Genomic DNA, 14,157 nt, shown 5'->3' with positions numbered 1-14,157 from the left:
GCCTACGACATGCCATTCCGCCCTGCTGCTCGATGAGGTCGCGACTGAGGACGCACACGTCGTCAAGCTTCTGCGCGGCGCCGGCGCCATCATCCTCGGAAAGGTGGCCACCCACGAGTTCGCTATGGGCGGACCCAGCTTCGACCTGCCGTTTCCCCCAGCCAGGAACCCTTGGAGCCGCGACCATAATCCCGGCGGCTCCTCGTCCGGATCGGGCGCCGGCGTCGCTGCGGAACTGTTTCCTCTTGCGCTGGGAACGGATACACTCGGATCGGTCCGCCATCCTGCGGCGGCGTGTGGCATTGTCGGCCTCAAGCCGACATACGGACTCGTGTCTAGGGGCGGCGTTTTCCCTTTGGCGCAGACGCTCGACCACGTCGGCCCGATGGCAAGGACCGTCAAAGATGCCGCGCTGCTTCTGGATGTCATAGCGGGGTATGATCCGCTTGATCCGGGTAGCAGTGAGAAACGTGGTTCGATTTCCTATACACGGAACCTCGACGATGACATCCGGTCGGTCCGAATCGGATTCATTCGCCACTTTCACGAATCGGACATGATCTGCGATCCGGAGGTTGGAGATGCGCTGGAGAATGCTGCAAAAGTCCTGGTCGCGGAAGGCGCCTCTGTCGAATCCGTCACCCTTCCGCCGCTTTCGGATTTTGCAAGCGCTGCCGGCGTGATCATTCATTCGGAGGCGTGGAGCGTGCATGCCAAATGGATGCGAGAACGGCCGCAGAGCTACGGACAACTCAGCCGAAAGCGATTTCTGACCGGCGCGTTTTTCCCCGCCGAAGCCCTTGTGGCAGCCCAGCGAGTTCGGCTCCGGATGATTTCGATGGTGGAAGAGGCCTTGTCTCAGTTTGACGTTCTTCTTTGCGCTAACCTCATGGATCCGCCACCGCGAATCGATGACGAGGCCGAACTGGCCTACAAACACCCGCGTCAGGCTCGCGCCCCGTTCAACCTTACGGGACATCCGGCGATATCGATGATGAGCGGGCTGTCCCAATCCGGTCTTCCGCTGTCGCTACAGTTCGTCGGAAGATACTTCGATGAGGCAAGACTGCTCGGCGTCGCCGCCGCTTTCGAGCGCACCACCTCCTGGCATACTCTTCGTCCGCCGTTGATTTCGTGAATCGACGGCGAGTACGCGGCTCAGCCGCTCTTCGAGTCAATATTCGATGCGAAACGGCACCGCGCAAGAATAGCCAAAGATTCGGCTCGTATGAATCCTGCATAGGGGTCACCACCAGGACTCATACTTTCTGATAGTGACGCGCATGGATCGTCAATGATTTCCCTGTTGCGCCACAAAGAGTCCAGGCTGCTTTGGGAGATGTCACGTTGTCTGGCTATGAACGCGCTGAGACCTGCGGCGCTGTTTGTCAGCTTGCCGCGGTCGCGGCCTTCCACGCCGCCATGGCCTTCAAACGGTGAAGATGGATCTGGAAGGCGGAGCGTTTTGAGCGAGGTGGAACGAAGAGATTGCGCACGGCAGAGAAGATTGAGACGAAGCGTTGCAGCGATCCCGGTGATCGGAAGCCCTGCATCGTCCGCTCCCGTTTTCGCAGCGGCACATGGGAATTCTCGGCCCGGTTGCTCAATCCTCTGTGTGACCGGTGCGCGACCTCAGGCATCACTTGCCGCCTTGCCGCCCCATAGGAGCGCAACTTGTCGGTGATTACCCGCTTGGGAGAGAGGCCCTGCTTGTTCAACCTCGTCAACAATCGCTTGGCCGCCTTGGTGTTGCGGCGGGTCTGGATAATCTCGTCGAGGACATGGCCGTCATGATCGAAAGCGCGCCACAGTCTTTCTTGGCGACGATGGAGATCACAACTTCGTCCAGGTGCCAGATGTCATGCCGAGAGGGTTTCTTGCGACGCAGACGCCGGGCGTAGTTCGGTCCGAATTTCATTGCCCAACGGCGGATCGTCTCGTAGGAGACCACGATGCCTCGCTAGAGCAGCATTTCCTCAACAAGACGCAGGCTCAGCGGAAATCGGAAATAAAGCCAAACCGCGTGGGCAATGATCTCGGGCGGAAAGCGATGGCCTCTGTAGCTGACGGCAGAAGTGTTCATGCGGCCACGTCTATGGCCCAAATCCTGTCGCTTGGTTTATGTGACAAGCTCTAAGCCGAGTGATCGGTCCCTGCTGCAGCGCCTTGTCTGGGGCCGCAGCGGTGGCGGAGGGATTTGATAGGTCGGCATGGATGCATCTTTCACCTTCGCGGTCGATCACCACCGGCTCGTATTCATCCGCCAGACATCGTTCCACACTTGCCCGACCGATTCCGGCACTACCACCGGTAATTAGAACATGTCCGAGAGTCATGAAGCGTCCTTTCTAGGATCCTGGGCCGAACGCTTGCTCGATCAGCCGGGCAGTCCTGGTTAGCTCACGGCCCACGTCATCGAGCTCGTCCTGTTTCAGGATGAGAGCAGATCCTCCGCAATTCAGTGCGAAGGGTTGGGAGCCGTGCAGCAGGATCGGCACGCCGACAGAGTTGACCTCTGCCTTCCATTCGCCGACGGACGTGACGAAGCCATGCGCGTGATATTGGTCCACTGACCGCAATATGCCCTGCCGTATCGCTTCGCCAGCCTCGTCAGGCGAACAAAGGTCGTCCAGCAGACGCTCACGCGCGGTCGCATCGAGACCTGCGAGGTAGGCGCGGCCCATCGCCGATGTGGCCATGCGGATATGGGACCCTACTTCGATCCCCATGTGCAATGGGCTCGAACCCTGACAATGTTCTACGTAGACCATCGTACGCCGGTCCGGCGCACCGAGCGCTACGGAGCAACCGACCCGATCTGCCAAGGCCTGCATCATGGGGCGCGCCACGTCGCGCACGGCCAGACCGCCAAGCGCACTGAAACCGAGCGCCAGTGCGGCCACCGAAAGCGAATAGCGGCCCGTCGTCATGGAATATTCGAGATAGCCGAGCCGGCTCAGCGTGTAGGTGAGGCGCGAAATGGTCGATTTGGCGAGGCCCGTGCGTTGCGCAAGCTCCTGGTTGCCGAGGCCCGGGTCGCCGCGCCGGAAGGCCTTCAGCACGCTCAGCCCCCGCGCCAGCGCTACGACAAAGCGCGGATCGTCGTCCGTATCGTCGCCCAGAGCCGGAACCTGTTCTTCGCGTTTGCGCATAATCTTGTCCCGCCGCGTCGTTTGCACCCTTGACCGCGCGCTGCGGACAAGGCAATAGTACTGTCGAAATTTGGAATTTAATTCTGTACAGCGGAATTAACGGTGGATCAAGAAACTTTCCAGCAACTCGTCGATACCGTTGAGCGGTTTGTCCGCGAGCGGCTTCGACCCCGGGAAGACGAGGTGGCGGTCAACGATACGATCCCGGTCGAGATCATCCAGGAAATGCGCGAACTCGGTCTGTTCGGCCTGGCCGTGCCAGAGGAATTCGGCGGACTCGGGCTGACGCTGTCCGAAGAGATTCGGGTTGGCTTCAAGCTGGGGGGCACATCACCCGCGTTTCGTTCCGTCATCGGCACTAACAATGGCATAGGCTCGCAGGGCATCATCATCGACGGCACGCCGGAGCAGCGGGCGCACTATCTGCCGCGCATGGCGAGTGGAGAACTGATCGGGTCATTCTGCTTGACCGAACCGGAAGCTGGTTCCGACGCCGGATCCTTGCGTACGTCGGCGAGGCGGGACGGCGACCATTTCGTTCTCAACGGCACCAAGCGCTTCATCACGAACGCGCCGCAGGCAGGCATGTTCACCGTGTTCGCCCGCACCGATCCGGAAAGCCGCAGCGCGTCGGGGGTCACCGCGTTCATTGTCGACGCGAAGACCGAAGGCGTGTCACTCGGCAAGAAAGATCGTAAGATGGGCCAGCACGGCGCGCACACCTGCGACGTCATCTTTGACGCTGCGCGCGTGCCAGTCGCAGCGATCATTGGCGGCGAAGCCAATCTTGGCAAGGGGTTCGCCACGGCGATGAAAGTCCTCGACCGCGGTAGGCTGACGATTGCCGCCGTCTGCGTCGGCGTGGCCGAGCGGCTGATCGCCGACAGCCTGGCCTACGCGATGGAGCGCAAGCAGTTCGGCCAGCCGATCGTCGAGTTCCAGCTTGTTCAGGCGATGTTCGCCGATATGCGCGCCGAGTCCTTCGCTGCACAATGCATGGTCGAGGAGACCGCCCGCCGTTTCGATGCAGGCAAGACCATCGCCACGGAAGCTGCCTGCTGCAAGATGTTCGCGTCGGAGATGGTGGGGCGGGTAGCCGATAAGGCCGTGCAGATCCATGGCGGCGCCGGCTATGTTGCGGATGCTGGGATCGAGCGATTTTACCGTGATGTGCGCCTGTTCCGAATCTACGAAGGCACAACCCAGATTCAGCAGCTTGTCATAGCGCGCAACATGACCCGCGAAGCACGCCGCAAGACTGGCGGCTGACCGGGCGAGGAGGATAGCATGGTCGTGACTATCGAACGGGCCGATGACGTGGCCATCATCTGGCTGAACAGCCCGCCGGTCAACGCGCTCAACCATGCCCTGCGCACCGAACTGGCGGCAGCGCTGGAGGGGGCCGAAAAGGATGCGGCGGTTGTCGCAACCGTGCTTGCGTCCAGGCTCGACAGTTTCAGCGCCGGCGCCGACATCAAGGAATTCAACCAGCCGCCGTCCAGTCCGACGCTGCGCGAAATCATCGAGCAGATCGATACGGCGACAAAGCCGGTGGTTGTCGCGATCGGCGGCATCGCCTTCGGCGGCGGGTTCGAGATCGCGCTGGCCTGTGATGCGCGCGTTGTCACCGAGGGCGCTTCGCTCGCACTGCCGGAGGTCAAGATCGGGTTGTTGCCGGGCGCCGGCGGCACGCAGCGCCTCCCGCGCCTGATCGAGCCGGCAAAGGCGCTTAAGTTCATCAGCGACGGCAATCCCGTCAAAGGCAGGCAGGTACTCGATGACGACATTGCCGACGAGCTGGTCAGCAAGGAAAACCTGATCGTGGCCGCGGTGGCCAAGGCCAGAGAGATTGTATCCTCCCAGGTGCGGCGGCGGCTGAGCGATGTTCGAGTGCAGGCGGGAACCCGCCAGGCATTCGAGGTCGCCGCCGCCGCAATTCTCAAGACCCAGTTCGACAACCCGCAGATGGAGGCGATCGTCAGTGCGATCCGCGACGCATATGAGCATCCGTTTGAGACCGGCATGCGCAAGGAGCGCGAGTACTTCGACCGGCTGAAGGTGGACGATCGGTCGAAGGCGCTACGCCATGCCTTCTTCGCCGAGCGCTCGTCCGGACGGACGCCATCCGGCGGCGTGGCCAGGATCTGTAGCGTCGGCGTGATCGGCGGCGGTACCATGGGCGCCGGCATAGCGATGGCATTCGCCAGCTGCGGGGTGCCGGTCGTGCTGATCGAAACCGACGAGGCGGCGGCCAAACGGGCGATCGAGCGCATCGGCGCTAACTACGCCCATTCCGTCAAGCGTAGCTCGATCTCGGAAGCCGTGAAGACCGAGAACTTGGGGCGTATCACCGCTGCGGTTGACTATTCGTCCTTGAGGGACGTGGACTTGGTAATTGAGGCGGCATTTGAGGAGATGGACATCAAGCGCCAGATCTTCGGCAAGCTTGTGGAAGTAACGAAACCGACGGCGATCCTGGCGACGAACACGTCCTATCTGAGCGTCGACGAGATCGCCGCCGCAAGCGGAGTTCCCGAGCGCGTCCTGGGTATGCATTTCTTCAGCCCGGCAAACATCATGAAGCTGGTGGAAGTGGTGCACGGCACGCACACACGCGCGGAGGTAATCGATGCCGTGGTCACGACCGCGCACCGCCTCGGCAAGATCCCGGTCGTGGTCGGAGACTGCCACGGCTTCGTCGGCAACCGGATGCTTGCTCGACGAAGCGAGCAGGTCGACCGCTTGCTACTTGAAGGCGCTTCGCCCGAACACGTGGATCTGGCACTGACAAACTTCGGGTCGAAGCTCGGGCCATGTGCCATGGGCGATCTGGCCGGTCTCGATATTTCCTGGCGCATGCGTCGCGCCACGGGCCGGCGGGCGCCTGTAGCTGACGCGCTGGTCGAGGCGGGGCGCCACGGCCAGAAGACGCGAAAGGGCTACTACCGCTATGGCGAAGACGGCAGGACGCCGATCTCCGACCCGGAGGTGACGGCGCTCATCGAGGCCGTTTCGAAGCGCGAGGGCGTTGAACGCCGTTCTATTGATCGCGACGAAATCATCGACCGGCTGATTCTGCCGATGGTCAACGAAGGCGCACGCATACTGAACGAGGGCATTGCCGCCAGGTCCGGCGACATCGACGTGATCTGGATGCACGGCTACGGTTTCCCGCGCTGGCGTGGCGGGCCGATGTTCTACGCGCAAACGCGTGGCTTGCCCGCAGTTGCCACCCGCCTCAAGGAACTGGCGGCGGCGACCGGCGACAATTCGCTGCAGCCGGCGCCCTTGCTTCAAGAACTGGCAGCCACCGGCGCCAACTTTTCCTGATCCGCTGTGACCGGAGACACAAACAATGAATGAAGCCGCCATCGTCGCGACCGCACGAACGTCGATCGGAAAGGCCACACGCGGCGCGTTCAACGATACTGCAGGTGTCGATCTCCTCGCGCCCCTGCTGCCGCACCTGCTTGGCAAGGCCAAGGTCGAGGCAGCCGAAGTGGAGGAGATTGTGCTTGGCTGCGGCTATCCTGAAGGCGCGACCGGCGGCAATGTCGCCCGTGCCGCCGCCCTGCGTGCCGGTTTTCCACTTTCAACGACGGGTGTCATGGTCAGCCGGTTCTGTGCATCCGGTCTCGAGGCGGTCGCACATGCGGCCCGGCGCATCGCGTTTGACGACGTGCCGATCGCCATCGCCGGCGGCCTGGAATCGATCAGCCTGGTCGGCGCCAACGCAAACAAGAACCGGCTGCGCAATGATTGGCTGGAGGCGAACCTTCCCGGCATCTACATGCCGATGATCGAGACGGCGGACATCGTGGCCGCCCGCTACGGCGTCAGCCGCGAGAACCAGGACGCGTTCTCGCTCGAAAGCCAGCGCCGGACGGCCACCGCCCAGCAGGCCGGGCTGTTTGCCGACGAAATCATGCCCATGGAGGCGCGCAAACTTGTCGTCGACAAGGCGACTGGGGAGACTCGTCCCGAGACTGTCAGGCTCACCCTTGACGAGGGAAACCGTCCCGACACCACGCTTGAGGGACTAGCGAAACTGAAGCCGGTTCGTGAAGGCCAGTACATCACAGCCGGCAACGCCAGCCAGCTTTCCGATGGCGCTTCAGTCAATCTCCTGATGTCGACGGCGGAGGCAGAGAACCGAGGCCTCGATGTGCTGGGCGTCTTCCGTGGTTTTGCTTCAGCAGGCTGCGCGCCTGACGAGATGGGTATCGGTCCAGTGTTCGCGGTCCCGCGCCTCCTCCAGCGCCATGGCCTGTCGATCGATGACATCGATCTTTGGGAACTGAACGAGGCGTTCGCCAGCCAGGCGCTCTATTGCCGCGACACGCTGGGCATTCCCTCAGAGAAACTCAACGTCAATGGGGGCGCCATCTCAATCGGCCATCCTTTTGGCATGAGCGGTTCGCGCATGGTTGGACACATCGTGCTGGAAGGCCGGCGGCGCAAGGCGAAGTACGGCGTCGTCACCATGTGCGTCGCTGGCGGCATGGGCTGCGCCGGCCTGATCGAATTTCGCTGAACGGAACGGGACGCGCAATGAGAGCGGTTATCTGCAAGGAATACGGGCCTGCCGAAAAGCTGGTTGTGGAAGAATTCGACCTCCCTCCGCCGGAGCCGGGCCACGTGCGCGTGCGCGTCGAGGCCGCAGGCGTCAACTTCCCCGACACGCTGATGATACAGGGCAAGTATCAGGTGAAGCCCGATCTGCCGTTTGTTCCCGGCGCTGAACTGGCCGGCATCGTGGAGAGCGTCCGCGAGGGCGTATCCGGCATGGCGCCCAGCATCCCCGTCATCGGCATGGTGGGCCGCGGCGCATTCGCGGACGTCGCCAATGTCAGTGCCTCACGGTTGTTGCTGCGGCCAGCTTCCATGGGCGCGATCACCGCCGCGGTTTTTCCATGACCTATGGCACCAGCATGCATGCGTTGAAGCAGCGCGCCAGGCTGCAGCCGGGCGAGATGTTGCTGGTTCTCGGCGCCAGCGGCGGCGTCGGCCTCGCTAGAATTTCCTCATCCATCCAGATATCCATTTGCATGGCGTATGCTGGTGAATCCTGCGGGACGCCGCACATATCTTAGGCAATTGGTACGAACTCTTTGTTGTTCTAAATACAAATGTGGAGGAAACATCGATGCCCAGAATGCGCGCGCCTAACGGCGCTATGATCTCCCGCGTCAATCGTAGGACGGTTCTTGCAGCCGCCGGCGCTGCGCTGGCGATGCCTGCGATAAGCAGGGTTTCCCGGGCCAACGAGCAGATCGTTCTGGGCAGTTATGGTGGAACGATCGAGGAGTTCATGCGCGAGGAGGCCATTCCTCCTTTCGAGAAAGAGACCGGCATCAGCGTCGTCTATGTCGTCGGCACCGCTCTTGGGAACTATTCGAAGATTCTCGCCACCCGCTCCAATCCCGAGATGGATATCTACTGGGCGAACGACATGTCGCATCTCAGCGGCAAGGTTCAGGGCCTTTATGACACTCTGGACCCGGCCCTCATCCCCAACCTGGCCAAGGTCTATCCCACTGCCCTCGATGCCGACGGCATCGGCGTGGCCTCGAACATGGCGGCCACCGGCCTTGAGTATAATTCCGCCAGGCTCCGCGAGGCCGGCCTCGAGCCGCCGACCTCCTGGCTCGATCTCTGGGATCCCAAATATCACGGGCGAGTCGCCATGTGCTCGATCGGTATCCTGCAGACGCAGGACTTCCTCGCCATGATGACGCGCATCCTCGGCGGCAGCGAGCAGGACATCGGGCCGGCGATCGCGAAGATCAAGGAACTTCGCGACAGCGGCAACATCGTCAACTTCGCCAACAGCCCGGCGGAGATGGACAACGTCATGGTGCAGGAGCAGGCGTGGATCGGTGTCAACAGCACCACGCGCACGCTGGCGCTTCAGGATCGTGGTTTCCCGGTCGAATACGTCCAGCCTTCGGAAGGCGGGCCGATGCACACGATCCTGCTCGACGTCGTCAAGGGGGCGGCCAATCCCACGGGCGCGCACAAGTTCATCAACCACATGCTTGGCGAAGAGGTGCAGTCGGGCATCGCAAGGGCACTCGCCTATGCGCCGGTCAATCCGGGCGCGTCGATTCCTGAAAACTATCGCCAGGTGATGCCGTCCGACGAGGCCGGTCTGGCAACCTTCATTTCGCTCGATCGCGTGACCATGAACCAGAATCTCGATCGGTGGATCGAGACATGGAACCGCGAAATCGAATCGTAATCGGGCACGCAGCAGGCGATAATGGAAAACAGACGATCACTCGCCCCCTTCGTCCTGCTGTTGCCAGCGACGTTGATCTTCGCGATCTTCTTCATCTGGCCGCTCGTGACGCTGACGATCATCAGCTTCCACGACTACGGCCGGATGACGGGGATCGTGGAAACGTTCACCCTGAAGCACTACCGGAACATCCTGTTCGACAGTTTCTATCTGGAGATCGTCTGGCGTTCCATGAGGCTGTCCCTCGTCACGTCGATCGTGACGGTGGTCGTCGGCTATCCGGTGGCGCTCTATCTGATGGTCGCCACGGCGCGCTCGCGCGCCCTGGTGATCTTCTTCATCCTGTCCCCGCTGATGATCAGCGTGATCGTGCGCACCTTCGGCTGGGTGATGATTCTTGGGCCGAACGGGCTTTTCCAGTCGATCGCCTCGGCGCTGGGGCTCAGCGGCGGCAACTTCCTGCACACCGAAGCTGCGGTCATCGTGGGGCTGGTGAACGTGCTGCTGCCATTCGTGGTGTTGTCGATCGCCACGTCGCTCCAGTCGGTCGATCCGATGATTCCGCTTGCGGCGACCAGTCTCGGCGCAAGTCCCTGCCGTGTCTTCGCCAGGGTCATCGTGCCGCTCAGCCTGCCGGGCGTCCTGTCCGGTATGCTGATCGCTTTCAGCCTCGCCTCCAGCACCTTCGTCACCCCGGCCGTTCTCGGCGGCTCGCAATACCGGGTGTTGTCGACCATGCTCTATCAGCAGTCGATGGTCCTGCAGAACTGGCCGTTTGGCGCCGCCATCGCGCTGTTCCTCGTCGCCATCGTTTTCCTCGTCGTGACGATCCAATTCCGGGTGGTCGAGGGCGGAAAATACAAGGTTGTCTTTCAATGATACCCGATCGGCTCGTCAAGTATTTCGCCGTCTACGCGGCATGCGTCTGCATATTCACCATCCTGCCGGTCGCGGCGATCATCGCGCAATCGTTCACCGCCAACAGCTATCTCGCCTTCCCGCCTTCCGGGTTCAGCCTGCGGTGGTACGAGGCGATCCTGCGACGGCCGGAATTTCTCCAATCGGCGCAGGTCAGCGTCGTCATCGCGATCGCCGCATCGATCCTGTCGACCGTGCTGGGGACGCTCGTCACGTTCGGCCTCGTCCACTACGATTTCTTCGGCAAGCGGCTGCTGCAATCCCTGTTCATGGCCCCGCTCAGCCTGCCGGGCCTGATCCTTGGCCTGGCGCTCCTGCAATTCTTCGCCTTGCGCGGGTTACCCCGCGACCTGCCGGTACTGATAATGGCCCATGTCATCACAACGATACCCTTCGCCATCCGCTTCGTGACGGTTGCGCTGGCGGGAATGAATCCGAACCTGGAGCTGGCGGCCCAGAGTCTCGGCGCGGATCGCTGGACCACCTTCAGGAAGGTCACCTTTCCGCTGATCAAGCCGGGCATCGTTGCCAGCGTGGTGTTCACCTTCATTCTTTCTTTCGATGACGTGGCGGTTTCGCTGTTTCTGGCCAGCCCGACCACGACGACCCTGCCGGTTCGTATCTACACCTACATCGATCAGAATTACGATCCGCTCATCACCGCAGTCAGTTCCCTTGTGGTCTTTGCTGGCTTTATCGCACTTGCTCTCATCGAGCGGATAGTCGGGGTAGGCCGGCTGTTCGGCCTGCGCGCCTGACGTCGTCCCCAACTGGAAGAACACATGGCTACCGTCGAACTCATCAATATTCGCAAGGCTTACGCCTCGTTCGAGGCGATCAGGGGAATAAGCCTGAAGATCAACCAGGGCGAATTCGTCGCCATTCTCGGGCCGTCCGGCTGCGGAAAGACGACAACGCTGGGGCTGCTCGCCGGGTTCAGCAAGCCGACGGAAGGTGAAATCCTCGTCGGTTCGGTGCCGGTGAAGGACATTCCGCCTCACAAGCGCAATGTCGGCGTCGTGTTCCAGAATTACGCGCTGTTTCCTCATCTCAATGTTTTCGAGAATGTCGCCTTCGGCCTGCGCATGCGCAAGGTTGGGCAGGCCGACATCGTGCCGCGGGCCCGGCGCGCGCTCGACATCGTTCAGCTCGGGCATTTGGAGGAGCGCGGCGTGCGCCAGCTTTCCGGCGGCCAGCAGCAGCGCGTGGCGCTGGCGCGCGCGCTGGTGATCGAGCCTGAGCTGCTCCTGCTGGACGAGCCGCTGTCCAATCTCGATGCGACGCTGCGCGAGCAGATGCGCTTCGAGATCCGCGAGATCCAGAAGCGGATCGGCATCACCACCGTGTTCGTCACCCATGACCAGGGCGAGGCGATGGCCGCCGCGGACCGGCTGGTGGTGATGAACAAGGGGCTGGTCCGGCAATACGGAACCGCGCAGGAAATCTATCGCTTTCCCGCCGACGCGTTCGTCGCCGGCTTCATCGGCCAGGCCAACCATCTCGACGGCGTCCTCGTCGGGCAGGACCGGACCCATTACAGGGTGCGGCTGGATACGGGCGATGAGCTGGACGCGCTGCGGCGGTCGGACATCCCGGAAAACGCGCCGGTCCAGCTCATCCTGCGCCCGGAGGACCTGAAGCTGTCGCCGGCGGTGCCGCAGGGGCATCGGGGGCTGCGAGCGAAGGTCACGCGGGTGAGCTTTCTGGGCGCTGCCGCCAATGTCGGCGTCGCCGTGGCCGGCAGGCCCCTGTCGATCCTCTGTTCCAGCGAGGTCGAGACGCCGCGGACAGGCGAGGACGTCTTCGTCCACTGGCCGGAGCAGGCCGCCATGGTGTTCCCGCAGGAAAATGCCTGAGCGCGCACCGCCTTCCATCGCAGTCAGGGAACCGCAGCCGATGTCGGCACACGAACCGCAGCACTATCATGTCGAAACGAGGCTAGGGCGGGTCCGGTACGTCGTGGCCGAAAGCGCCGGCGACGACCCCGTCCTGCTGCTCCTTCCGCAGGCGGGCCGCTCGTGGCGGATGTATTGCGAACTGATCCCGCTTCTGTCGGCGCGGTTTCGCGTCGTCTCGCTCGACTATCCCGGCTGCGGTGAATCCGCGCCCCTGCCGGAAGGCGTGAGCGTCGGGGACCTCGCCGATGCGGCGGTGGAGGTGCTGGACGCCTTGGGCGTCGGGCGGGCGCATCTCTACGGCATCCATTTCGGCAACAAGGTCGGCGCCGCGCTGGCTGCGCGGTGGCCGGCCCGGATCGGCCATGTCGTCCTTGCCGGGCAAAGCCACAGCATCCTGCCCAACTCTCAAAAGCGGCTGGGCACCGTGGGTAAGACTAGGCGCAAGCTGCTGGCTGCCGGCGCCGCCGGCGAGGAGGAACTGGTCCAGTGGTCGGACAGCTTCACCCGGCTTGCGACGATCTGGTGGAGCGACGGCGTCGTACGCAACATCGGCTCTTCACCGGCGCGCCTGCTCGCCGCGCGGCGGGCGGTCGACGAGATCCAGTCCCTGCAGGGCGTTCCGGGCTATTACCGGGCCAATTTCCGCTTCGACCTGGAGGCGGCCGCGGCGCAAATCGCCTCGCCGGCGCTGGTGCTGGAAATCGCCACCCCGGTCGAGGATGCCACCATCGGCCGCCAGGGCGAGGCGCTCGCCGCCGTCATCCCCGGCGGCCGCTGCCGCGTCATCGAGCTGCCGGACGGACACGGCATCTCGCTGGAGGACCACGCGGAAGAGGTTGCCGCGATCCTGCTCGAATGGCTGCCCGCCCGCAGCCTCGCCTGACCTAGGTGTGAGCCGGACCGAGGAGACTGGAGTTACCACGCTTCAGCATCCATCGGAGGGTCCGAATGAACATCCACAAGAATGACCGGGACGCGGTCCGGAAGTGTCCGCCGCTTCTCGGCATAGAGCCGTTCCAGCAGCGAAATTGCCGCAAGAAGCGGATCGTGACGCCGCGCGGATTGGAACGAGAACGCCTGCAGGAACGCACCGGCATATTTGTTGACGGTCGCATATTGCTCGGCCGCCTCAGTCAATGGCGATGCCGCCCTCGACCATCGACTCGAGTTCAGGCTTCATGCGCAGCAGCCTGTGCCAGCCGACTCTCTGGTCGAGAACCTCCAACGCATTCCTTCCATGGTCGTCCGCGGACCGCAGGGCTGTGATCGTGTCAAGGAACATGCGCAGCGCCTTGGCGGTGTCCGGCCTGCAATCCATGTGCCGCTGCTTCTTGCGGTTGCTGGCTTGAGAGAACAGCCGACCCATCAGCTTGATGAACATCGTCACGGCATCGTCGGTGAGCTTCTGGCCGAGCTTGATGACCTGCGCTACGATCAGAGCATGCCGGCGGCTGGAGTTGAAATCGCTGGCCAGCCAGGCCGGCGTGGCGTTCCCTTCACGGATCATCTGGTCCCACCGACCCGAGGAAATTCGCATCTGCAATCTCGGATCGATCTCCAGCGTGCGCAGGAAGGCGATCCGTTCTGTCAGCCCGACCAGGTTCGACGCACCAGGTGCTTCCGGCGCCGAGCGCAGCCAATGAAAGCGCGTCTGGCCGATCGACGGATCAACCTCCAACAGCCTGTCCATTGAGGCAAGCCGGTCCAGCGAGATACCCGGAATGATCGCGTTCTCTGCCCGTCGGCGGGCAATCGCGCGACCGCCCAACGCTATTTTCTCGATGGAATGCAGCGAGGGAAGGAGGGCGTTTCGTTTCCGGAATTCGGCAATGACGGCTACCGCGATTGGGAGTCCGTGATCGCCGTTGGTTGCCGCTTCGATTGCAGCTACCAGAGCGGCTCGCCGATCTTCTTTGGAAGCCATCCGAAGATTGACATAGTCCATCAG

The 14,157-nt window shown here is 62.6% G+C and carries 11 protein-coding genes and 2 pseudogenes; 10 read left to right on the top strand and 3 right to left on the bottom strand.

Features of this window, described 5'->3' with window-relative positions:
• On the top strand, nucleotides 1–1,138 hold a 1,138-nt coding region (locus tag EN943_RS27065), incomplete at its 5' end, for an amidase (RefSeq protein ID WP_164778391.1).
• 250 nt (nucleotides 1,139–1,388) lie between these two features.
• On the opposite strand, the pseudogene EN943_RS27060 reads toward EN943_RS27065, so the two are convergent.
• Together EN943_RS27060 and EN943_RS27050 are read right to left on the bottom strand one after the other, a co-directional pair.
• Nucleotides 1,389–2,083, bottom strand: a pseudogene (locus EN943_RS27060) (IS6 family transposase).
• Nucleotides 2,084–2,348: 265 nt separating this feature from the next.
• Nucleotides 2,349–3,152 carry an IclR family transcriptional regulator gene (locus EN943_RS27050; RefSeq protein WP_127415329.1) on the bottom strand — a complete coding sequence of 268 codons (804 nt, stop codon included), beginning with the start codon at nucleotides 3,150–3,152 and terminating at the stop codon, nucleotides 2,349–2,351.
• Nucleotides 3,153–3,254: 102 nt separating this feature from the next.
• Here EN943_RS27050 and EN943_RS27045 point away from each other — a divergent pair, with 102 nt between their 5' ends.
• The 9 genes from EN943_RS27045 (at nucleotide 3,255) to EN943_RS27010 (ending at nucleotide 13,092) form a co-directional block, all read left to right on the top strand.
• Nucleotides 3,255–4,421, top strand: a complete 1,167-nt coding sequence (locus EN943_RS27045) for an acyl-CoA dehydrogenase family protein (protein WP_127415328.1) — start codon at nucleotides 3,255–3,257, stop codon at nucleotides 4,419–4,421.
• Between the two features lie 18 nt (nucleotides 4,422–4,439).
• On the top strand, nucleotides 4,440–6,482 hold the full coding sequence (locus EN943_RS27040) for a 3-hydroxyacyl-CoA dehydrogenase NAD-binding domain-containing protein (protein ID WP_127415327.1): 2,043 nt from the start codon (nucleotides 4,440–4,442) through the stop codon (nucleotides 6,480–6,482).
• Between the two features lie 25 nt (nucleotides 6,483–6,507).
• A complete protein-coding gene (locus tag EN943_RS27035) occupies nucleotides 6,508–7,686 on the top strand; it encodes an acetyl-CoA C-acyltransferase (protein WP_127415326.1) in 1,179 nt (392 codons plus the stop codon).
• A 17-nt stretch (nucleotides 7,687–7,703) separates the two neighbouring features.
• Nucleotides 7,704–8,069 (top strand): alcohol dehydrogenase catalytic domain-containing protein, encoded by a 366-nt coding sequence (locus EN943_RS27030; protein WP_206522811.1) that lies wholly within the window; start codon nucleotides 7,704–7,706, stop codon nucleotides 8,067–8,069.
• Between the two features lie 229 nt (nucleotides 8,070–8,298).
• Nucleotides 8,299–9,393: an ABC transporter substrate-binding protein gene (locus EN943_RS27025; protein ID WP_127415325.1), complete on the top strand. Its 1,095-nt coding sequence runs from the start codon at nucleotides 8,299–8,301 to the stop codon at nucleotides 9,391–9,393.
• Between the two features lie 21 nt (nucleotides 9,394–9,414).
• Nucleotides 9,415–10,272, top strand: coding sequence for an ABC transporter permease (locus EN943_RS37785; protein ID WP_164778390.1), 858 nt, complete (start codon nucleotides 9,415–9,417; stop codon nucleotides 10,270–10,272).
• Nucleotides 10,269–11,069, top strand: a complete 801-nt coding sequence (locus EN943_RS37780) for an ABC transporter permease (RefSeq protein WP_164778389.1) — start codon at nucleotides 10,269–10,271, stop codon at nucleotides 11,067–11,069. Before EN943_RS37785 ends, EN943_RS37780 begins: the two co-directional genes overlap by 4 nt.
• 24 nt (nucleotides 11,070–11,093) lie before the next feature.
• Complete coding sequence (locus EN943_RS27015; protein ID WP_127415323.1) at nucleotides 11,094–12,167, top strand: ABC transporter ATP-binding protein; 1,074 nt, start codon at nucleotides 11,094–11,096, stop codon at nucleotides 12,165–12,167.
• A 40-nt stretch (nucleotides 12,168–12,207) separates the two neighbouring features.
• Nucleotides 12,208–13,092, top strand: a complete 885-nt coding sequence (locus EN943_RS27010; protein ID WP_164778388.1) for an alpha/beta hydrolase — start codon at nucleotides 12,208–12,210, stop codon at nucleotides 13,090–13,092.
• 83 nt (nucleotides 13,093–13,175) lie between these two features.
• Here EN943_RS27010 and EN943_RS27005 read toward each other — a convergent pair.
• Nucleotides 13,176–14,157, bottom strand: a pseudogene (locus tag EN943_RS27005) (Tn3 family transposase); the annotation flags it as partial.

It is taken from the genome of Mesorhizobium sp. M7A.F.Ca.US.006.01.1.1, from assembly GCF_003997935.1.
Taxonomy (GTDB): domain Bacteria; phylum Pseudomonadota; class Alphaproteobacteria; order Rhizobiales; family Rhizobiaceae; genus Mesorhizobium.
Note: the sequence above shows the minus strand (reverse complement) of the source record. Positions and strands in the feature narration are given on the sequence as shown.